14 protein-coding genes are annotated in these 20387 nt (G+C 67.6%); 8 read left to right on the forward strand and 6 right to left on the reverse strand.

Translation table 11 applies throughout. The annotated features are described in order from the left end of the window. Positions 1-441: 441 nt before the first annotated feature. Both AB8810_RS09575 and AB8810_RS09580 read right to left on the reverse strand, forming a co-directional pair. Positions 442-3195: a TonB-dependent receptor gene (locus AB8810_RS09575; protein WP_206259877.1), complete on the reverse strand. Its 2754-nt coding sequence runs from the start codon at positions 3193-3195 to the stop codon at positions 442-444. A 602-nt stretch (positions 3196-3797) separates the two neighbouring features. Continuing rightward, a complete protein-coding gene (locus AB8810_RS09580; protein WP_369916655.1) occupies positions 3798-5882 on the reverse strand; it encodes a glycoside hydrolase family 97 protein in 2085 nt (694 codons plus the stop codon). A gap of 265 nt (positions 5883-6147) precedes the next feature. On the opposite strand from AB8810_RS09580, the gene AB8810_RS09585 reads away from it, so the two are divergent. Genes AB8810_RS09585 through AB8810_RS09595 form a run of 3 tightly spaced genes read left to right on the forward strand, consistent with a single transcriptional unit; the run spans position 6148 to position 11515 of the window. After that, positions 6148-8349, forward strand: coding sequence for a Six-hairpin glycosidase-like protein (locus tag AB8810_RS09585; RefSeq protein ID WP_369916360.1), 2202 nt, complete (start codon positions 6148-6150; stop codon positions 8347-8349). Then, positions 8346-9839 (forward strand): MFS transporter, encoded by a 1494-nt coding sequence (locus tag AB8810_RS09590; RefSeq protein ID WP_191823969.1) that lies wholly within the window; start codon positions 8346-8348, stop codon positions 9837-9839. The genes AB8810_RS09585 and AB8810_RS09590 overlap by 4 nt, the downstream gene beginning before the upstream one ends. Continuing rightward, a complete protein-coding gene (locus AB8810_RS09595; RefSeq protein WP_225209650.1) occupies positions 9836-11515 on the forward strand; it encodes an alpha-amylase family glycosyl hydrolase in 1680 nt (559 codons plus the stop codon). The genes AB8810_RS09590 and AB8810_RS09595 overlap by 4 nt, the downstream gene beginning before the upstream one ends. Positions 11516-11595: 80 nt before the next feature. Here AB8810_RS09595 and AB8810_RS09600 read toward each other — a convergent pair whose 3' ends face one another. The 4 genes from AB8810_RS09600 to AB8810_RS09615 form a co-directional block, all read right to left on the reverse strand. Next, positions 11596-13167, reverse strand: a complete 1572-nt coding sequence (locus AB8810_RS09600; RefSeq protein ID WP_369916361.1) for a PepSY-associated TM helix domain-containing protein — start codon at positions 13165-13167, stop codon at positions 11596-11598. Between the two features lie 10 nt (positions 13168-13177). Next, a complete protein-coding gene (locus AB8810_RS09605) occupies positions 13178-13444 on the reverse strand; it encodes a hypothetical protein (protein WP_369916363.1) in 267 nt (88 codons plus the stop codon). Further along, a complete protein-coding gene (locus AB8810_RS09610; protein ID WP_369916364.1) occupies positions 13441-13740 on the reverse strand; it encodes a hypothetical protein in 300 nt (99 codons plus the stop codon). The genes AB8810_RS09605 and AB8810_RS09610 overlap by 4 nt, the downstream gene beginning before the upstream one ends. A gap of 260 nt (positions 13741-14000) precedes the next feature. After that, a complete protein-coding gene (locus AB8810_RS09615) occupies positions 14001-15065 on the reverse strand; it encodes a LacI family DNA-binding transcriptional regulator (RefSeq protein ID WP_179565378.1) in 1065 nt (354 codons plus the stop codon). 455 nt (positions 15066-15520) lie between these two features. On the opposite strand from AB8810_RS09615, the gene thrS reads away from it, so the two are divergent. The 5 genes from thrS (at position 15521) to pheS (ending at position 20275) form a co-directional block, all read left to right on the forward strand. Then, positions 15521-17425, forward strand: coding sequence for a threonine--tRNA ligase (gene thrS / locus AB8810_RS09620; RefSeq protein WP_206258359.1), 1905 nt, complete (start codon positions 15521-15523; stop codon positions 17423-17425). 48 nt (positions 17426-17473) lie between these two features. After that, positions 17474-18013: a translation initiation factor IF-3 gene (gene infC / locus AB8810_RS09625; protein ID WP_080601535.1), complete on the forward strand. Its 540-nt coding sequence runs from the start codon at positions 17474-17476 to the stop codon at positions 18011-18013. A gap of 497 nt (positions 18014-18510) precedes the next feature. Continuing rightward, entirely contained in the window at positions 18511-18708 is a 198-nt protein-coding gene (gene rpmI, locus AB8810_RS09630; protein ID WP_002811096.1) for a 50S ribosomal protein L35, read from the forward strand. A 10-nt stretch (positions 18709-18718) separates the two neighbouring features. Beyond that, positions 18719-19078, forward strand: a complete 360-nt coding sequence (gene rplT / locus AB8810_RS09635; RefSeq protein WP_003466653.1) for a 50S ribosomal protein L20 — start codon at positions 18719-18721, stop codon at positions 19076-19078. Positions 19079-19279: 201 nt separating this feature from the next. After that, entirely contained in the window at positions 19280-20275 is a 996-nt protein-coding gene (gene pheS / locus AB8810_RS09640) for a phenylalanine--tRNA ligase subunit alpha (RefSeq protein ID WP_179565373.1), read from the forward strand. Positions 20276-20387: the final 112 nt, after the last annotated feature.

Consider the following 20387-nt stretch of genomic DNA (forward strand, 5'->3'; position numbering starts at 1 on the left):
TGGATGTACGCGAATCGCTTGCTACTCGCGGTTCCATATCCAAAACCCGCATGTTGCCGCCATGGCAGCGCCTAGAGCGCGACCAGGTTGCGAAGCATCGGCTCGCGTTGCCCTACAGTGCACAAAAACCGTTGCCCTGATTGAAGCGCGCGTGTCCATGATCCATGGGTGAAAGCGTTTCTTGCGGCACCTATGGCCGTTTCGTTGCGAACGACGCCGGCACTGGTACTGACACAACCCTGGGCATTGGTGCGTGTGGGATGGGCAACGCATGCGCGCCGCTCGCTACGTCATTCAGTGTTCGTGCGTGGGCATTGCCGTTTGCGCAGTTGGGCTGGCAGGCCGATGCGTTTCGCCGGGCGCTGCTGCGCAGCGTACTGGGCACAAAAAAAGCCCGCCGGCATCACGCCGACGGGCTTGCTGCAGGCACGGAGGGGTGGCCTAGAACTTGTAGTTCACCCCGAGCACGTAGGTGCGGCCCCACTCGATGTATTCCAGCGGGCGATCCTTGGTCTCGGCATAGGTGCGGTAGGGCGAGTTGCTCAGGTTGCTCGCCTGCAGCAGCAGGCTCAGGCCTTTCAGGCTGCTGAGGTCGCCGAAGGTATAACTGATCTGCGCGTCGGTGATGTTCTCGCCGACCACGTAGCGCAGGGTGCGGTTGCCGTTGAAGTTGCCGATCTCGCCGATGAAGTCCGAGCGCCGGCGCTGGCTGACGCGTGCTTCGAAGCCGTTGCGCTCGTAGTAGGCGGTGAGGTTGTAGACGCGCTTGGACAGGCCCGGCAGGCTGATCTCGCCGTCGCCCACGCTTGATGCGCTTTCCGGGTCGCGAATCTTGACGTCGCTGTCGTTGAAGGTGGCGCTGGCCTGGATGCCGAATCCTTCCAACGGGGCGAACAGCATGTCCAGTGGCAGCGAGGCGGTCAGTTCCAGGCCGCGAAGGGTGCCGCCCTTGCCGTTGAACGGCGCGCTGAAGGTGCCGGTGGTCTGCACCGGCGCCGAGCCCGGCGGCGGCACGTAGCCGGCGACCAGGGCGGAGAAGTCGTAGTCGTCGCGGGTCTGGGTGTAGATGTAGCTCTTCAGGTCCTTGTAGAAGAACGCGGCCGCGACATAGGCCTTGGCGCCGAAGTACTTCTCGTAGGAGATGTCCAGGGCGTTGGCGCGCCACGGATCGAGGGTGGGGTTGCCGCCGCTGGCGCCGGGCTTGCCGGTGGCGTTGTCCACGCCGAATTCCAGCGAGGCGCGCAGCTGGTCCACGCGCGGACGCGCGACCTGCTTGGCCAGCGCGAAGCGCAGGGTCTGCTCGTGCGGGAACTGGAAGGCCAGATTCAAGCTCGGCAGCCAGTCGTTGTAGGTCTTGCCTTCGTCGATCGGCCGCACTTCGCTGCCGACTGGCTGCGAGGCATCCCAGTAATTCGCCTGCGACGACTGGTCGGCGTGCTGCAGCTGTACGCCGATGTTGCCGCGCACGCCCACCGCGCCCCATTCGGTGTCGATGTTGGCGCGCATCCAGGCAGTAGTGATTTTTTCCTGCACAGTCCAGGCCTTGGAGACCAGGTACGAGGCATCCTCGCTGGGATCGAACACCATGTAGCGCGAGACCGCGCCCGGCACGTTCCAGGCGGGGATGTAGCCAATGCCGGCGAAGCCCAGGTTCACCGGCGCGTACTGCAGGTCGGAGGCGATGGTAGTGTCGCCTTGCGCGCCCAGGGTGATGTTGCCTTCGGGCTGGTGCTTTTCCTTCTCGCGGTTGGCGTAGTTCACGCCCACGTCCAGATCGGAGAACCAGCGCAGCGCTTCGGGCATCGGGAAGCTAGCCTGCAGGCGCGCGCCCTTCAGCACGTCCTCCACGCGCGGCGCCTTGCCGTAGCCGGAGCCGTAGATGGTGTTGGTGATGTACAGCGCATCCGGGTTGGAATAGTCCAGCCCGGGCGAAAGCTGCGAGAAGCCGTTGTTGCGGTAGGCCAGGCCGACCGTGTCCAGCTGCGGCATCGGCGTCAGCTGCAGGTTGTTCTCGAGATTGAGCTCCTTGCGCGTAGCCTTGGAGTAGTTCACGTCGGTGATGATCCGCACGGCGCCGGCGTTGATTTCGTTGTTCCAGCCGAACGCGTCGATCTTGTCCTCGCGCTTGTTGTACATGCCGCGTACCAGCGGATAGACACCGCTGGCGGTGCCACCGGTGAAGGTGCCGTTGCCGTTGACCTGGGTGCCGGCGATGGCCAGACCCGGGGTGTAGCCGCCGTTGTAGTTGCTGAGGTTGAGCTCGAACTGGTTGGCGGTGTCGATCTGCTCGGCTTCGGTGTGGAAGGCATCGAGCGTGCTGGTCCAGGCATTGGAAGGGCGGTACTGCAGGGTCGCCATCACGCCGTCGCGCTTGGAGTCGCCGGTGCGGCGCAGCGCCTTGATGCCGTCGGAGAAGTAGGTGCCGGCGGCGACACCCGGACGCGCGCCGCTATCGGTGTTCTGTGTGCTCCAGGGTTCGTACAGGCCGACCTGGTTCTCCTGAATGGGCGTGTCGGTATGCGCGTAGCCGATCGCCAGGCCGATGGTGCGATCGGCGAACTGGTCGATGTAGCTGGCGCTGAAACGGTTGCCATAAGGATCGGTATCGGCGGCCTTGCCCAGCGAATTGCGCTGGTAGCGGCCGCCGATCGCGATCACCCGCTCGCCGAAGCTGAGCGGGCGCGCGGTCTGCATGTCCACCGTGCCCGACAGGCCCTGACCGACCAGGCCGGCATCGGGTGTCTTGTAGACGGTGACGCCGCTGACCAGTTCGGACGGGTACTGGTCGAATTCGACGCTGCGGTTGTCGCCGGTGCTGACCACCTCGCGACCGTTCAGCAGGGTGGTGGAGAAGTCCGGCGACAGGCCGCGCACGCTGATGACCTGGGCGCGGCCGGCCACGCGCTGTGCGGCCAGGCCGGGTAGGCGCGCCAGCGATTCGGCGATGCTGACGTCGGGCAGCTTGCCGATGTCCTCGGCCGAGATCGCCTCGACGATGGACGTGGAATCCTTCTTGATCGCGATCGCGTTCTCGATGCCGCGGCGGATGCCGGTCACCTCGACCTTGTCCAGATCTGTGACCTGACCGTCGGTGGCTGCTGTGGCGGACTGCGTCTCGGACTGTGCAGCGGCCAGCATCGGTGTCATGGCGATGGCTACGGCCAGCGTCAGCGCATTGCGCTTGTGGTTCAACATTTTCCCCTCCCAGGCAATGTTGTCGTGCAAATTTTCTGATCCGGAAAATCGGCCGGATGTAGGGATCGCGCTGCCGATTTTCGGTAACGCGACTGCGACGTATGGTAGACACGGCAATCCGCCGCGAACGCGGCCTGCATACGTATTCACTGGGTTTCATCGCATTGGAATCGATTCCACGGTGGCGATGGCGTACGGCGATAAAGCGTGGGCGCGTCGTGATCGCAAAGGCGGTGTGCGGGAATGTGCGGCGCAGCGCGCTGCGAAGTGCGTGGATGCGCGGCATGCAGGCAGTGGCGGCAGTCCGACGCATGCCGATGGGGAGAGCAGATGTCTGGGAGACAGATGCGGATACCAGGCGCGACGAGCGTTATGGGCCAGGGCGGCACGCGTTCGCGCGCAGCATGCGCGGGGAACGGAAAAGGCGGCGCTGCACGGATGCGTCAGTCATCCGTCCGAAGCAGGCCGTTGCCGATCGCCTGAGCCATTGCAGGCTGTCTGGCGACTTGGGTCGTGGCGGGCCTTGTCGGTGAAGTCCGTCGCGGCCGAGGCCGCTCCTGCAGATAACGTCATCCAGCGACCCAGTCCGGAGCGGGAATGGGCTAGCGCCGTGCCGCTGGATCGCCGTCGGCGGCGGCCGCCGCCGCGTCCAGCGGCGTGAAGCGGATCGCCTGGCCGCCGCCCGGCGCCAGCTTCAGTTCCAGGGAATCGGCGCTGCCGACCTCGCGTTGCTCGCGTACGAAGTCGAACGGGTTGTGCCGGTAGTCGGCGGCGTCGCCGTCGCGGTAGATCTCGGCGCGGTAGCGCACGCCCGGCTCCAGGAACGACAGCGACACCGGCAGCACCCGGCCGTGTTCGTCGGTGATGCTGCCCAGGTACCAGTCGCGGCTGTGGCGGTCCTTGCGCACGATGGTCACGTAGTCGCCGACCTCGCCGTCGAGGACGCGGCTGTCGTCCCAGTCCACCGCCACGTCCTCGATGAAGCGGAACGCGTCGCGGTGCTGCAGGTAGTGCTCGGGCAGGTCGGCGGCCATCTGGATCGGGCTGTAGATCGCCACGTACAGCGCCAGCTGCCGCGCCAGCGTGCTCGGGATCGGCTGGCCGTCGCGGCCTTTCAGGCTGAGGATGCCCGGGGTGTAGTCCATCGGACCGGCCAGCATGCGGGTGAAGACCAGGTTGACCTCGTGTTCGGGCGGGTTCGGCGGCTGCCCCCAGGCGTTGTATTCCATGCCGCGCGCGCCTTCGCGCGACAGCCAGTTGGGATAGGTGCGGCGCAGGCCGGTGTCCTTGATCGGTTCATGCGCGTTGACCGACAGGTGCCGCGCCGCGGCTTCGCGCACCACCTTCAGGTGATGCTGCGCCATGAACTGGCCGTCGTGCCATTCGCGCCACAGCGGCCCGCCGGCCGGATTGCGCCGGTCCACCTGGCCGTCGTCGCAGACGTAGCCCGTCTTGAAGGTGTCCACGCCCAGGCGTGCGTACAGGTCCAGGGCGGCATCGAGCTGGTCTTCGTAGTGCTGCACCGCGCAGCCGGTCTCATGATGGCCGATCAGGTGCACGCCGCGCTTGGCGGCATAGGCGCTGAGCGCTTCGAGGTCGAAATCCGGGGTGGGCCGGGTGAAGTCGAAGCCGCCGCCGTTGCCGAACCATTCGCCGTTCCAGCCGGGATTCCAGCCTTCCACCAGCACGCCACGGAAGCCTTGCGCGGCGGCGAAATCGATGTAGCGGCGGGTGTTGGCGGTGGTCGCGCCGTGCTTCGGTCCGGTCGCCCAGGTTTCCTGGTTCAAATGCATCGACCACCACACACCCACGTACTTGGCCGGATGCACCCAGCTCACGTCGCCCAGCGCATTGGGCTCGTTGAGGTTGAGGATCAGATTGGAGTCGACCAGGCCGCCGGCGTGGTCGGCGATCTGCACGGTGCGCCACGGCGTGTCGAACGGCAGGCGGCGCTTGACCTTCCAGCCTTGCGCCGACGGCGACAGCTGCGCGTGCAGGCGCTGGCCGTCGCCGCGGCGCAGCCACATCCCGGCGTAGTCGACCAGGGCGGCCTCGTGCAGGGCGATGTGCAGTCCGTCGCGGCTGCGCATCGTGATCGGCGTATGCGCCAGCGCGACCTGGTTCAGCGGCGTCTGCCGGTACAGGTATTCGTAGTGGATCGGCTCCCCGGCCGGGATCCACCAGGCGGTGGCTTCCGGCGCGATGGCGAACTCGGTCAGTTCCTCGTCGATGATCGCTTCGCGCAGGCCGGCTTGCTGCGGGAAGCTGTAGCGGAAGCCCAGGCCGTCGTCGTAGACCCGGAACACGACCGCGAAGCGCCGCCGCAGTCCGCTGCGCTCGCCCAGGTCCACGCGCAACTCGTTGTAATGGTTGCGCACGTAGCGGCGCTCGCCCCACGGCTGCTCCCAGGTTTCATCCACGCTGCGCGTGGCCTGCGCCAGTACCGCCAGGTCGCGGTCCAGGCGCCCGTCGCGCAACTGGAAGCCCAGCCTGGAAGCGCCGATCACGGTATCGCCCAGGCGCTGCACACGGTAGCTCGGCCTGCCGTCGTCCAGTTGCAGTGCGACCTGCAGCACCTTGCCCGGCGAGTCCACGCTGGCCACGGTCTTCGGTTCCGCGCGCAGCAGCGGTGCGGTGCACAACAGCGCGGCCGCGAACAGCATCCGCGTAGGCGGCGATGGACGCATGCGTGGCATGGCATGGAACTGCGGCATATCCCCTCCCAAGGCGGCCGTTGCAGCTGCGGCGACTATAGCGAGGCGCTGCGAGCCCGTTGCGGCCAAGGCGATGAATACGTATGCAGATGCACGCGATGCGATGCGGCGCGTCTACCATGTCCGCAGCGCTTCTCGAAGAGGCCGCGACCGCGGTGCCGGCATGCCGGTGCGGCGAACCCACAATGCAGGCAAAGAGGGAGGGAGGCCGACGGGCGCGAGCCGGTCCGCCGCTTCGATGCTGAAGATGATCTGCTTGGCCGCCACCTTGGGTGCTGCGGTGTCGGCGTCTGCGTGGCAGACGTCGTTGCAATGGCGCGGCCAGACCGCGCAGGCCGCGGTCACCGCCGACGGCGGCTTCGTGCTGCGTTCGGCGCAGGGCACGCGCACGCTGGCGGCGCAGCCGCTGCGCAGCGACACCGCCAGCCCGCTGTTCGATGCGCTGTTCGCGCTGGCGCAGCAGGAGTTGCGCGACGACCAGGTCGACGCGATCCGCGATCCTGCCTTCGACCACGGCAAACCGCTGCCGTGCGACTGCTACCAGACCGGCGAACGCTGGCCCTACGTGTGGACCCGCGACGTCAGCTATGCCGCCGATCTGGCGCTGGCGCGGCTGGACCCGCAGCGCACGCGGCGCTCGCTGCGCTTCAAGCTGTCGGCGATGCGCGGCGCGGATGCGCTGCCGGGCCTGTTCGTGGCCCAGGATACCGGCTCGGGCGGCAGCTGGCCGGTGAGCAGCGACCGCGTGGTCTGGTTCCTGGCTGCGCGGCATCTGCTCGACGATGCGCAGTTCGCCGCCGACACCCGCGCCGCGCTCGATGCGACCCTGACGCAGGATCGCGCATTCGCATTCGACCCGCGCATCGGCCTGTACCGCGGCGAGACCTCGTTCCTGGACTGGCGCGAGCAGACCTATCCGGCCTGGACCCGCAACGACGTGCGCTTCATCGCCGAGTCGTTCGCGCTGTCCACCAATGTGCTGCACTACCAGGCGTTGCGCCTGGGGGAGCGGCTGGCGCGCGAGCACGGCGACACCGCGGTGGCGGCGCGCTATGCCGGTTGGGCGGATGCGCTGCAGCAGGCGATCGCGCAGCGCTTCTGGCGCGAGGACCGTGGCACCTACGTCAGCTATCTCGGCAGCGCTGCGCATCCGGTGGCCTACGAAAGCTACGACCTGCTGGGGCTGTCGCTGGCGGTGCTGGCCGACGTGCTGCCGCGCGAACGCGCACGCCAGGCGCTGGCGCGCTATCCGGCGGTCGAGGCCGGCAGCCCGGTGGTCTGGCCGCAGCAGCGAGATGTGCCGATCTACCACAACCGCGCGATCTGGCCATTCGTCAGCGCGTATGCGCTGCGCGCGGCGCGACATACCGACGACAGCGCGCGCATCGCCTTCGAAGTGCGCTCGCTGCTGCGCGGCGCCGCGCTGGCCGGCTCGAACATGGAGAACTACGAATTCCTGAGCCAGGCCGCGCATGTGGACGATGGCCCGCTCAGCGGGCCGGTGGTCAATTCGCCGCGGCAGCTGTGGTCGGTGGCCGGCTACCTGGCGATGGTGATCGAAGGCGTGTTTGGTGTGGAGGACGACGGAACGGTGGCGCCGAAGCTGCCGGTGGGCCTGGTGCCGATGTTGTTCGGCGAGCGCGACGAGATCGCGCTGCAGCTGCGCGAGCGGCGCATCGTGCTGCGGCGGCCTGCACAGCTGCATGGCGATCTGCTGGTGGCCGGCGATACGCGCACCCATGATGGCGTGACCACCGTGCAATTGGTCGCACGCGACACGGCGAGCACGCCGGTGCCGCTGCTCGCGGCCGCCGATGCGTTCGCCCCGCTCGCGCCGCCAGCGCCGCGCGTCGAGCGCGATGCGCAGGGCTGGCGCGTCGCGGCGGCCGCCGACACGGTGCTGTACGTCGATGGACAGCGCCAGCCAGGCGCCGCCGACGGCGTGCGCCTGCCGTTGCGCGAGGACGTGCAGTGCCTGAGCCTGACCCGCCGCGATGCGCATTGGGAGTCGCTGCACAGCCCCACGGTCTGCGTCGGCGACGTGGTCCGCCTGCGCGGACCCGACGACTGGCGTTGGACCGCGCCGCGCGATGGCGAGTACCGGCTGAGCCTGCGCTACGTCAACGCGCACGGCCCGATCAATACCGGCGTCACCGCCGCGGTGAAACAACTGCAACTGCAATGCGGCGATGCAGCGCCGCAGCGCATGCCGGTGGTGATGCCGCACAGCGTCGGCGAACAGGAGTCCACAGCCGCCGTGTTCACGCTCAAGGCTGGGCAGGCCTGCCGCATCCGCCTGGCGCCTGCGGCCAACATGAGCGCGTTGCAGCACTTCGCGCGCTATACCGGCGGCGAGGGCGGCGCCGACGGCGTGGTCAATGCGGCCGATGTCGCCGCGCTGCTGATCGCGCCGGCCGACACCGCGAAGGTGAGCCGATGAGGACCGCGCCGCGCGCCAAGCCGGCGCTGTCGTTCTGGCAGATCTGGAACATGTGCTTCGGCTTCCTTGGCATCCAGTTCGGGTTCGCGCTGCAGAACGCCAATGCCAGCCGCATCTTCCAGACCCTGGGCGCGGACATGGAGCAGGTGCCGGGGCTGTGGATCGCCGCGCCGCTGACCGGGCTGATCGTGCAGCCGATCGTCGGCTATCTGTCCGACCGCACCTGGAACCGCTTCGGCCGGCGCCGCCCGTATTTCATGGTCGGCGCGCTGTTCACGACACTGGCGCTGCTGGTGATGCCGAACTCGCCGGCACTGTGGGTGGCGGCCGGCACGCTGTGGATCCTGGATGCGTCGATCAACATCTCGATGGAGCCGTTCCGCGCCTTCGTCGGCGACCAGTTGCCGCAACGCCAGCGCGCCAGCGGCTATGCGATGCAGAGTTTCTTCATCGGCGTCGGCGCGGTGGTGGCGAGCATGCTGCCTTGGCTGTTGGCGCAGTGGGGCGTGAGCAATACCGCCGCGCCCGGCCACGTGCCGGCGACGGTGCGCTACGCGTTCTACCTCGGCGGCGCGGTGCTGTTCCTGTCCATCGGCTGGACCGTGCTGCGCACGCGCGAGTATCCGCCCGAAACGCTGCAGGAGTTCGACGACGCGCCGCCGTCGCACGCCGCCGAACACGCGACAGCCATGCCGCGTTCGGATGCCGCCGCGGCGATCTGGCTGCTGCTGGGCCTTGCCGGCGCGGCGGCGATCTTCTGGAGCCGCGGCGACCGCATGCTGTACGTGTTGGCCGGCCTGGTCGCCGGCTATGGACTGTTGCAATGGCTGGCGCCGCGACTGAGGCCGCACCACATGCTGGCGGCGATCATGCGCGACGTGCAGGCGATGCCGCAGGCGATGCGACGCCTGGCCTGGGTGCAGTTCTTCTCCTGGTTCGCGCTGTTCGCGATGTGGATCTACACCACCGCGGCGGTGACGCAGACGCACTACGGCGCCACCGACACCGCCTCGGCGGCGTACAACGACGGCGCAAACTGGGTGGGCGTGCTGTTCGGTGCGTACAACGGCTTCGCCGCGCTCGCGGCGATCGCCATTCCGCTGCTGGTGCGCGCGGTCGGCCTGCGCGTCAGCCATCTGCTCAACCTGTGCCTGGGTGCGATAGGGCTGCTGTCGTTCCTGTGGATCCGCGATCCGCAGTGGCTGCTGTTGTCGATGCTGGGCGTCGGCTTCGCCTGGGCCTCGATCCTGTCGCTGCCGTACGCCTTGCTGTCCGACAGCGTGCCGGCGGCGAAGATGGGCGTGTACATGGGCATCTTCAATTTCTTCATCGTGATCCCGCAGCTGGTCGCGGTCAGCGTGCTGGGTTTCGTGCTCACGCACTGGCTCGGCGGCCGGCCGCTGTACGCGCTGGGCATCGGCGGCGCCAGCCTGCTGCTGGCGGCGCTGTGCGTGCTGCGGGTTCCCGCCGAACACGGAGCAACGCAATGACGTATCGGATTTCGCTGCTGGCGCTGGCCTTGTTGGGTGCCGTTGCGCCACCGGCGCGTGCGCAGGCAGCGGCGGAGTACTACGGCACGCTGGAACCGTTCGCCAGCGAGGCGGTGTATTTCGTGGTCACCGATCGCTTTGTCAACGGCGATCCCGGCAACGATCATCGCGACCAGGGGGGCGCGCACCGCACCTTCGACATCCCGCTGCCGGCGCCGCCGGGCGAGAGCGACAACATCGGCTACCTGGGCGGCGACTTCAAGGGCGTGGTCGACAACGCCGGCTATATCCGCGGGCTGGGCTTCGGCGCGGTGTGGATCACCCCGATCGTCGACAATCCGGACGAAGCGTTCACCGGCGGCAAGCCGATCAGTTGGGGCAGCAACCTGAGCGATCGCGGCAAGACCGGCTATCACGGCTATTGGGGCGTCAATTTCTACAAGCTGGACGAACACCTGCCCAGCCCGGGCCTGGATTTCGCCGGCTTCACCCAGGCGATGCATGCGCAGCGGCTGAAGGTGGTGCTGGACATCGTCGGCAACCATGGCTCGCCGGCGTACACGATGCCGAAGCGGCAACCGATGTTCGGCCAGGTGTTCGATCGCGACGGCAAGCTCGTCGCCGATCACCAGAACCTGCCGCCGGCCAGGCTGGATCCGGCGCACAACCCGCTGCATGCGTTCTACAACACCGGCGGCGGCCTGGCCGAGCTGTCGGATTTCAACGAGCGCAATCCGGCGGTGATGGAGTATCTGGTCGGCGCCTATTCGCAATGGCTGGGGCAGGGCGCGGACGCCTTCCGCATCGACACCATCGGCTGGATGCCGGACAGCTTCTGGCACGAGTTCGTGCGCCGCATCCGCGCGCAGCGGCCGGGCATGTTCATGTTCGGCGAGGCCTTCGACTACGACGCGCGCAAGATCGCCGGGCACACCTGGGCGCGCAACGCCGGGGTCAGCGTGCTGGATTTCCCGCTGAAGCAGGCGCTGTCCACGGTGTTCGGGCATGCGCGCGGCGGCTTCGAGCAATTGCAGGCGCCGCTGTACCTGGAGCGCGGCCCGTACGCCAACCCGTACGAATTGATGACCTTCTACGACAACCACGACATGGCGCGGCTGGACGCCAGCGACGCCGGCTTCATCGATGCGCACAACTGGCTGTTCACGGCGCGCGGCATCCCGGTGATCTATTACGGCTCGGAAACCGGCTTCATGCGCGGCCGCGCCGAGCATGCCGGCAACCGCAACTATTTCGGCCAGGCGCGGGTGGACGCGGCGCCGCAGAGCCCGATCTTCGCGCCGTTGCAGCGCATCGCGCTGCTGCGGCAACGCACGCCGGCGCTGCAGCGCGGGCTGCAGCTCGACCTGCGCCTGTCCGGCGACGAGGCGGTGTTCTATCGCGTGTTCCAGTATGCCGGCGGCACCCAGACCGCGCTGGTGCTGCTGAACAAGGGCGACGCGCCGAAGACACTGGAAGTGCGCCGTTACCTGCAGCCGGGTACCTGGCGCGACGGTTTCGACGGCAGCGCGGTCGAGGTCGCGGACAGCTTGCGCGCCGAGGTGCCGGCGCACGGCGTGCGCGTGTTCCTGTCCGATGCGCCGATCGTTCGCTCGGATCTGCGCGCGCGGCTGGATTGGCTGATGGCGGCGAAGGATGGCGTGGAGCCGCCACTGTAGGAGCGGCTTCAGCCACGACCGGGCGTTATCGGTAATACCTGGTCGCGGCTGAAGCCGCTCCTACAAGAAGCTGGCAGTGTTCACGCGACCGACGGCTGCGGCTCGGCCCACACGCTGTTCGGTTCGCCATGCCGGGCGCGGCGCGCAGTTGCGCGTGCCAGCGCGGCGAAGCCCACTGCCATCGCCACGGCCATGCCGTCGACCCAGAACAATGGCCATTGCCCGGCGGCGGCGGCGCTCCACATCCACCAGCCGCTGGCCAGGCCGTGCGCCAGCGGGATCGCCGCGGTCACCGCGGCGGCGGCCCACAACAGCTCGCGCGCGGCCTGCGCCGGCGCGCGCAGCGCCGCCCACAGCGCGCACAGCGCCCAGCTGCCGAAGCAGGTCCAGCGCATGCCGGCATCCACCGCGTCCGGCGCGATCCGTTCCAGCACCTGCACCGCGACGAATGCCGCCGAGATCGCCACGCACAGGCCGATGCACACGCCGACCGTGGCCCGCGCCATGTTGATCTGCGCGCGGCCTTGCTGCGCCTGGCGGCGCTTGCGCCGCGATTCGATCCACAGCAGGTTGCCCGAGTAGAACAGGAACGCGCCGCCGATGCCGAGCAGGAAGTACAGCCACGGCACCAGCGCATTGCCGTATTCGCCGAAATGCAGCGCATAGGCCGAGGTCAGCGTGGCATGGTTGGCGTCGCGGCGGCCGGGCAGCTGGGTGGCGATCACCTTGCCGCTGGCCGCGTCCAGCGCCACCGTCCCGGTCGGTCCCAGCGTGCCGGGCGACTCGCCGCTGATTTCCACCGTCGCGTTGCGGTCGCCGGCGTGCTGCAGCTTCATGTACACCGGCGCGAAATCGTGCAGTCCTTGCCGCCGCGCCTCGGCGACGGCACGCGTGCTCCAGTCGGCCAGCGTGCCCACCGGCGCCGGCGTGCCGCTGGCGCTGCGCACCGGCGCGGTGTCCATCGCCACCGGCACCGCGTCCTGCACCTTGCCGTCGAAGACCAGCGGATTCAGCGCCGCCATCAGGACCAGCGACAGACACAATATCGCGCCGGTCACCGCGAACATCAGGTGCAGCGGCAGGCTCAGCACCCCGACCACGTTGTGCGCATCCAGCCAGAACTGCTTGAGATTGCGGCCCGGGCGCAGCGCGAACAGGTCCTTGAGCAGCTTCGGCAGATGGATGATCACCCCGGACACGATCGCCACCGCATACAACAGGCTGACGATGCCCATCAGATAGACGCCGGCCACCGGCAGGCCCAGCGTGTAGTGCAGTTCGTTGACCAGGGTGGCCAGACCCGCCTGCGGCAGGTCCGGCCCGCCCTCCAGGTCGTCGAGCGTGGCCATCTGCCACACGCCCTCGGCATCGGGCCAGTAGATCAGCGCCTTGGGAAATTCGCTGCTGGGGAACAGCATGCCGAGCATCGGCTTGGCTTGCGGATGCCGCGCCAACGTCGCGTCGAGCAGGCGCTGCGCATCGTCCATGGTCTGCACCGGCACCACCTGTTGCGATTGCCAGCGCGGCAGGTCGTGGTGGAACACGGTGATCGCGCCGGCATAGAAGGCGACGAACAAGGCGAAGCCGGCGACCAGGCCCATCCAGGTGTGCAGGGCGGTGAAGGTCCGCAGCGTGGCGGCTTGCAGTTTCATGCGGATGTCCTCATTGCGCCCAGCCCAGCGCCTTCAGCGCCCACAGCAGGGCGAAGCCGGCCACTGCCAGCGCGCTCAACCAACTCCAGGCGCGGCGCCCGCTGGCGCAGCAATAGGCGCCGATCGCCACGCCCACCCACAGCGGCACGAACGCGATCAGCGCGGGGACCAGCGCCTGCTGCCACGGCCCCGGCGGCAGCCAGCAGACCAGGCCGGTCAGCGCGGTGGCCAGGAAGAAGCCGGGAATCAGCCCGGCCAGCCCGCGGCTCCACATCATCGCGGCCGGCTCCGTGTGGTATCGCCCGTCTCGCCGCGCAGGGCGCCGACGGTCGGTACCAGCATCAGCGCCAGCATCCAGCTGGCGAGCATCGCGCACAGCCCGGCGCCGACGCCCAACTGCACGATCCACGCCGCCAGCGAGGTGCCCGCCAGCGCCAGGCCCAGCCCGTTGCCGAACCGGCGCAGGCGCCGCAACGACGCCAGGCGGCAGTTTGGCGAGCCGGCATACAGCGCCAGCGCGGACAGCGCCGCGCATACGGCGGCCAGGACAATCCCGGCAATGGCCGTACTCATCGGGTGCCGCTCCATGCTGCCGATCGCGGCGGCCTGCCGCCTGCGGCGGTTGCCGGCGGGAGGGCGGAGGTCGGGTGGGAAGCGGGACGGGCAGGGGGCATCGGCATTCCAGGCGGCGGCGTGCAGCCGCGGCAATCCGCGGCACTCTCTCGCGGATGATAATCATTCTGCTTTCGTAAGGAAAACGCGGCGGATGCGCGTGGCGTGTCTGCCCGGCGCGAATGGAGCGTCTGCGGCTGCGTCCGCGCGCCGGTGAGGGATCAGCTGCGCAGCGAGGAACCGCGCAGCGCCAGCGTCACCGGCAGGGTGCGGCTGGCGACCGGCTGCCCGGCGATCTGCGCCAGCAGGGTCTCCACCAGCACCGCGCCGGCCAGCTTGGTGTCCTGTTGCACGGTCGACAGCGCCGGCGCCACGCAGGCGGCGATCGGGATGTCGTCGAAGCCGGCCAGGGCCACGTCCTCGGGCACGCGCAGGCCGTGCTCGCGCAATGCCTTCAGCGCGCCGATCGCGATCAGGTCGCTGGCGGCGAACACCGCGTCGAAGCGTTCGCCACCGCGCAGCAGCGCCTGCGCCGCTTCGTAGCCGGACTGCTCGGTGGTGATCGCGTCCACCTGCAGGCCGGGCGCGAGCTCCGATCCGGCCGCATGCAGCGCCTGGGCATGGCCGCGGTAGCGCTCCAGGAACTCGGGGTAGTGGTTCGAGGCGTCGCCAAGGAACGCGATGCGCCGGCAGCCCTGTTGCAGCAGATGCGCGGTGATGTCGTGGCCGCCCTGGAAGTTGTCGCTGCCGATCGACACCCCCGGCTGCCCGGGCAGCACCGCGCCCCAGCGCACGAAGTGGGTACCTTGCTCGACCAGATGCTGCAGCCGCTGCTGCGCCTGCAGATAGTCGCCATAGCCGAGCAGGATCAGGCCGTCGGCCTTCTGGCTGTCGCCGTAGTCGGCGCGCCAGTTGTCCGACAGCTGCTGGAACGACACCAGCAGGTCGTAGCCGTGGCGCGCGCAGGCGCGGGTGATCGAGCCCAGCATCGAGTGGAAGAACGGGTTGATCAGCGAGTCGTCGGTGGTCGGGTCCTCGAAGAACAGCAGCGCCAGCGTGCCGGCATTGCGCAGGCGCAGGCTGGAGGCGTGCTTGTCGACCTTGTAGTTCAACTCGTTGGCGATCGCCAGGATCTTGCGCCGGGTCTGCTCGTTGACCGCCGGGCTGCCGCGCAGTGCGCGCGAGACGGTGGGCTGCGATACGCCCGCCAGGTAGGCGATATCGAGCGATGTGGCCTTGCCTTTGATGACGGGCGCTCGCAGTGCAGAGGAAACAGGCCGAAGCATGCCATGGCGTACGGGATAGCACTTGCTGCGGCGCAGCGTGGGGTGGGGCGCGGGACTCGGGACCGGAGACCCGGAAGAGCACAGCCCGTGCCGCTTCGTTGCCACCGCGCTGCAGGTCTTGACCGTCGATTGCCACGCACACCATCAACGCCAGCCAAGCGCCTTTCCGAGTCCCCGGTTCCGAGTCCCGCGCTTCCACCCCCTTCAAATCCACAAACCACCCAAATGCGTTACCATTTGGTCTCTCTTCAATGCGGAACTACGGGTGGCCCGCGGCAACGCCGGCCGAGCGTGCGACATGAGCACTACCATCGCCCCAGCATGAAACCCCGTCCAAGGCTGTCCGAGCAGGCGCCCTTGTGGCGCCTTCTTTGTATCCCGCGCCTTGCGCCGCCGGCTTCCGGCGCGCCGCGGGAAACGCCCGACCCGCCTCGCTTTCCTTCTTGCCGACTCCCATGATCACGATCACGCTCCCCGACGGCAGCCGCCGCGAATTCGAACATCCCGTCAGCCCCATGGACGTGGCCCAGTCCATCGGCCCGGGCCTGGCCAAGGCGACCATCGCCGGCCAGGTCGACGGCCGCCTGGTCGACGCCTGCGACCTCATCGAGCACGACGCCAGCCTGCGCCTCATCACCGCCAAGGACGCCGAGGGCGTGGAGATCATCCGCCACTCCTGCGCGCACCTGGTCGGCCATGCGGTCAAGCAGCTGTATCCCGAGGTCAAGATGGTGATCGGCCCGGTCATCGCCGAGGGCTTCTACTACGACATCTACAGCGAGCGCCCGTTCACCCCCGAGGACATGGCGGCGATCGAGAAGCGCATGCAGGAGCTGATCGCGCAGGATTACGACGTGATCAAGAAGGTCACCCCGCGCGCCGAGGTGATCGAACTGTTTCGCCAGCGCGGCGAGGACTACAAGCTGCGCCTGATCGAGGACATGGCCGACGACGTCACCGCGATGGGCCTGTACTACCACCAGGAATACGTGGACATGTGCCGCGGCCCGCACGTGCCCAACACGCGCTTCCTCAAGGCGTTCAAGCTGACCCGCATCTCCGGCGCCTACTGGCGCGGCGATGCCAAGAACGAGCAGCTGCAGCGCATCTACGGCACCGCCTGGGCCGACAAGAAGCAGCTGGACGCCTACATCCTGCGCATGGAGGAAGCGGACAAGCGCGACCATCGCAAGATCGGCAAGCAGCAAGGCCTGTTCCATCTGCAGGAAGAGGGCCCGGGCCTGGTGTTCTGGCATCCGAAGGGCTGGTCGATCTGGCAGGTGGTCGAGCAATACATGCGCCGCGTGTACCGCGACAGCGGCTACGGCGAGGTGCGCTGCCCGCAGATCCTGGACGTGTCGCTGTGGCAGAAGTCCGGCCACTGGGACAACTACCAGGACAACATGTTCTTCACCGAGTCGGAGAAGCGCACCTACGCGGTCAAGCCGATGAACTGTCCCGGCCATGTGCAGGTGTTCAACCAGGGCCTGCACAGCTACCGCGACCTGCCGATCCGCTACGGCGAGTTCGGCGCCTGTCACCGCAACGAGCCGTCCGGCGCGCTGCACGGCATCCTGCGCGTGCGCGGTTTCACCCAGGACGACGGCCACATCTTCTGCACCGAGCAGCAGATCGAGGCCGAGGTCACCGCGTTCCACCAGCAGGCGCTGAAGGTGTATGCCGACTTCGGGTTCGACGACATCCAGATCAAGATCGCGCTGCGCCCGGAAAAGCGCCTGGGCGACGATGCGACCTGGGACAAGGCCGAGGCCGCGCTGCGCGCCGCGCTCGGCGCCTGCGGCGTGGAATGGCAGGAGCTGCCGGGCGAGGGCGCGTTCTACGGCCCCAAGATCGAGTACCACCTGAAGGACGCGATCGGCCGCACCTGGCAGCTGGGTACGATGCAGGTCGACTTCATGATGCCCGGCCGCCTCGGCGCCGAGTACGTGGACGAGAACAGCCAGAAGCAGCACCCGGTCATGCTGCACCGGGCCATCGTCGGCTCGATGGAGCGGTTCATCGGTATCCTGATCGAACATCACGCCGGCGCGTTCCCGGCCTGGCTGTCGCCGGTGCAGGCAATGGTGATGAACATCACCGATGCCCAGGCCGACTATGTAGACAGCGTGCGGAAACTCCTTGCAAATCAAGGCTTCCGCATCGAGGCCGATTTGCGGAACGAAAAAATCGGCTATAAGATTCGCGAACACACGCTGCAGCGGGTGCCGTACCTGCTGGTGGCGGGCGACCGCGAGAAGGAAAACGGCGCCATTGCAGTCCGCACGCGATCGGGGGAGGATCTGGGAACCATGTCGGTTGCCGCCTTCGCCGAACGGCTGCGCGCCGAGCAACTGGCGTAAGACAACCCCGATGCGGGCGGAGCCTCCGCCCGCGTCGGTCCGATTCCCCTGGGAGATTGCAACATCAGTACCCCTGACAACAAACAGAACCGCAAGAACCAAGAGATCCGTGTCCCGCGCGTTCGCGTGATCGGCAAGGACGGCGAGATGGTCGGCGTGTTGACCCGCGACGAAGCGTTGGCGCTGGCCGAAGAGGATGGGCTCGACCTGGTCGAGATCCAGCCGCAGGCGGATCCGCCGGTCTGCAAGATCATGGACTTCGGCAAGTTCAAGTTCGAGCAGCAGAAGAAGGCGAACGAAGCCAAGAAGAAGACCAAGCAGGTCGAGATCAAGGAAATCAAGTTCCGTCCGGTCACGGACGAGGGCGATTACCAGATCAAGCTGCGCAACATGCGTCGCTTCCTCGAAGAGGGCGACAAGGTCAAGGTCAACATCCGTTTCCGTGGCCGCGAGATGAGCCACCAGGAACTCGGGCGCGAAATGGCGTCGCGGATCGAAGCCGACCTCGGCGAAGACATCGTCATCGAATCGCGTCCGCGCCTGGAAGGCCGGCAGATGGTGATGATGATCGCGCCGAAGAAGCGCTGACCAGCAGTTCAGGATCGCGCCCCCGCCCATGTGCGGGAGCGCGGCCGCTGCCGGGCGCCTGCTGGCGTCCTTCGTGTTTTCCGATCGCCGCTTGCTGCCGCCGCCTGGCGGTGGCGGCGCGTGGATGCGCGCTGTCCGGGGGCAAGTCGCCCGCCATGCGTCCGGTACCCATGCAGGGCGGGGCGGGGCCGGCATCCGTTCGAGGCAGCAGCGCACTGCGAGCGCGTCCCCGTCTGATGGCGCAAGCACCCGCGATGCCGCAGCCTTTTCGATTCCCGATTCCCGATTCCCGGCGCCCGGGAAATCCATGATTTGCAAGGCATTCCAAGCCCTGGCATAATGCGCGGCCCAGTACATCGGGTTTGCCGTCAACGCGGCAATAGGACCCGCCCTGATTCTTTGAGGATCAAGGGCTTACAAGCCGGTACGGGCACGGACGGAAAGCGTGGCGCAGCCACCGCCCTGACCAGTGACAAAACACCATCAAGGACATTGCAATGCCCAAGATCAAGACCAACCGGGCGGCGGCCAAGCGTTTCCGCAAGACCGCCTCCGGCAAGTACAAGTGCGGCCACGCCAACCGTAGCCATATCCTCACCAAGAAAGCGACCAAGCGGAAGCGCAACCTGCGGCAGACGAACCATGTTCGTGCCGAGGACGCTGGCCGTCTTGACCGTATGCTGCCTTACCTCTGAGGACTGAACCATGGCTCGAGTAAAACGTGGCGTCCAGGCACGCCGTCGTCACAAGAAAGTTCTGAACCTGGCCAAGGGCTACTACAACGCCCGTCGCAAGGTCTTCCGCGTCGCCAAGCAGGCGGTGATCAAGGCGCAGCAGTACGCCTACATCGGCCGCAAGCAGAAGAAGCGCGTGTTCCGTTCGCTGTGGATCACCCGCATCAATGCGGCGGCCCGCATCAATGGCCTGAGCTACAGCCGTTTCATGAACGGCCTGCTCAAGGCTGGCATCACCCTGGATCGCAAGGTGCTGGCGGACATCGCCGTGCACGACGCGCAGGGCTTTGCCGCCTTGGCTGAGAAGGCAAAGGGCGCGCTGGCGGCATAAGTGCGAGTCCCTCGCAGGAGCCCGCACATCCATGTGCGGGTGTTCGGCGAGGGAGCCATCGCAGACATGCAGGGGAAGGGCGCGAGTCCTTCCCCTTTTTGCGTTTTGTGCATCCCGATTGCGGGATCGATCCTGTCGCGGGGTGTCTCCCGGGCGCAGGATCCGGGTCGGGGTGGTCGGCTGAAGTGAGGCGCGAGTGCAATGAGTGAGATCGAATCCCTGAGCGGGCAGGCGCTGGCGGACATCGCCGCGGCGGCCAGTCCCGAAGCGCTGGAGCAGCTGCGCGTCGCGCTGCTGGGCAAGAGCGGCAGCATCACCGCGCAGCTGAAACAGCTCGGCGCGCTGCCGCCCGAACAGCGCAAGCTGGCCGGCGAGGCGATCAACCAGGCGCGCGATGCGGTCTCCGCGGCGCTGGCCGAACGCCGCGCGTTGCTGGAAGGGGTAGCGCTGGATGCGCGCCTGGCCGCCGAGCGCATCGACGTGACCCTGCCGGGCCGGCGCGGCGAACGCGGCGGGCTGCATCCGGTCACGCGCACGCTGGAGCGCATCACCGAGATCTTCGCGCGGCTGGGCTACGAACTGTCCGACGGCCCGGAGATCGAGGACGACTGGCACAACTTCGAAGCGCTGAACTTTCCGCCGCACCATCCGGCGCGGGCGATGCACGATACCTTCTACTTCGGCGACGGGCGCCTGCTGCGCACCCATACCTCCGGCGTGCAGGTGCGCTACATGGGCGAGCACGCGCCGCCGCTGCGCATGATCGCCGCCGGCAAGGTCTACCGCAGCGACAGCGACCAGACCCATTCGCCGATGTTCCACCAGGTCGAAGGCCTGCTGGTCGACGAACATTCCACCTTCGCCGACCTCAAGGGCACCTTGTCCGAGTTCGTGCGCGCGTTCTTCGAACGCGATTTCGAGATGCGTTTCCGCCCCAGCTACTTTCCGTTCGTCGAACCCGGCGCGGAAGTGGACATCGCCTGGCAGCAGCCCGACGGCAGCACCCGCTGGCTGGAAGTGCTCGGCTGCGGCATGGTCCATCCGAACGTGCTGCGCAGCGTCGGCATCGATCCGGAACGCTACACCGGCTTCGCCTTCGGCATGGGCGTGGAGCGCTTTGCGATGCTGCGCTACGGCGTCAACGATCTGCGCGCGTTCTTCGAGAACGATGTGCGGTTCCTTAGGCAGTTCGCCTGAGGCTGGGAGTCGGGAAACGGGAATCGGGAATGGGTAAAAGCAAGGCTGAAGCTCGTTTCCCGCATCTCCGTCCGTTCCAGTAAACCGCTCTTCCATTCCCCATTCCCCATTC

Origin of the sequence: Xanthomonas sp. NCPPB 3005 (assembly GCF_041228095.2) — a bacterium.
Lineage (GTDB): Bacteria > Pseudomonadota > Gammaproteobacteria > Xanthomonadales > Xanthomonadaceae > Xanthomonas_A > Xanthomonas_A bonasiae.

Bases quoted from the DNA above. Each gene is read 5' to 3' on its own strand.
- AB8810_RS09580 (WP_369916655.1), bottom strand. From the start codon at position 5,882: ATGCGTCCATCGCCGCCTACGCGGATGCTGTTCGCGGCCGCGCTGTTG.
- pheS (WP_179565373.1), top strand. From the start codon at position 19,280: ATGAGTGAGATCGAATCCCTGAGCGGGCAGGCGCTGGCGGACATCGCC.
- AB8810_RS09575 (WP_206259877.1), bottom strand. From the start codon at position 3,195: ATGTTGAACCACAAGCGCAATGCGCTGACGCTGGCCGTAGCCATCGCC.
- AB8810_RS09610 (WP_369916364.1), bottom strand. From the start codon at position 13,740: ATGAGTACGGCCATTGCCGGGATTGTCCTGGCCGCCGTATGCGCGGCG.
- AB8810_RS09585 (WP_369916360.1), top strand. From the start codon at position 6,148: ATGCTGAAGATGATCTGCTTGGCCGCCACCTTGGGTGCTGCGGTGTCG.
- AB8810_RS09600 (WP_369916361.1), bottom strand. From the start codon at position 13,167: ATGAAACTGCAAGCCGCCACGCTGCGGACCTTCACCGCCCTGCACACC.
- thrS (WP_206258359.1), top strand. From the start codon at position 15,521: ATGATCACGATCACGCTCCCCGACGGCAGCCGCCGCGAATTCGAACAT.
- AB8810_RS09590 (WP_191823969.1), top strand. From the start codon at position 8,346: ATGAGGACCGCGCCGCGCGCCAAGCCGGCGCTGTCGTTCTGGCAGATC.
- AB8810_RS09605 (WP_369916363.1), bottom strand. From the start codon at position 13,444: ATGATGTGGAGCCGCGGGCTGGCCGGGCTGATTCCCGGCTTCTTCCTG.
- AB8810_RS09615 (WP_179565378.1), bottom strand. From the start codon at position 15,065: ATGCTTCGGCCTGTTTCCTCTGCACTGCGAGCGCCCGTCATCAAAGGC.
- rplT (WP_003466653.1), top strand. From the start codon at position 18,719: ATGGCTCGAGTAAAACGTGGCGTCCAGGCACGCCGTCGTCACAAGAAA.
- AB8810_RS09595 (WP_225209650.1), top strand. From the start codon at position 9,836: ATGACGTATCGGATTTCGCTGCTGGCGCTGGCCTTGTTGGGTGCCGTT.
- rpmI (WP_002811096.1), top strand. From the start codon at position 18,511: ATGCCCAAGATCAAGACCAACCGGGCGGCGGCCAAGCGTTTCCGCAAG.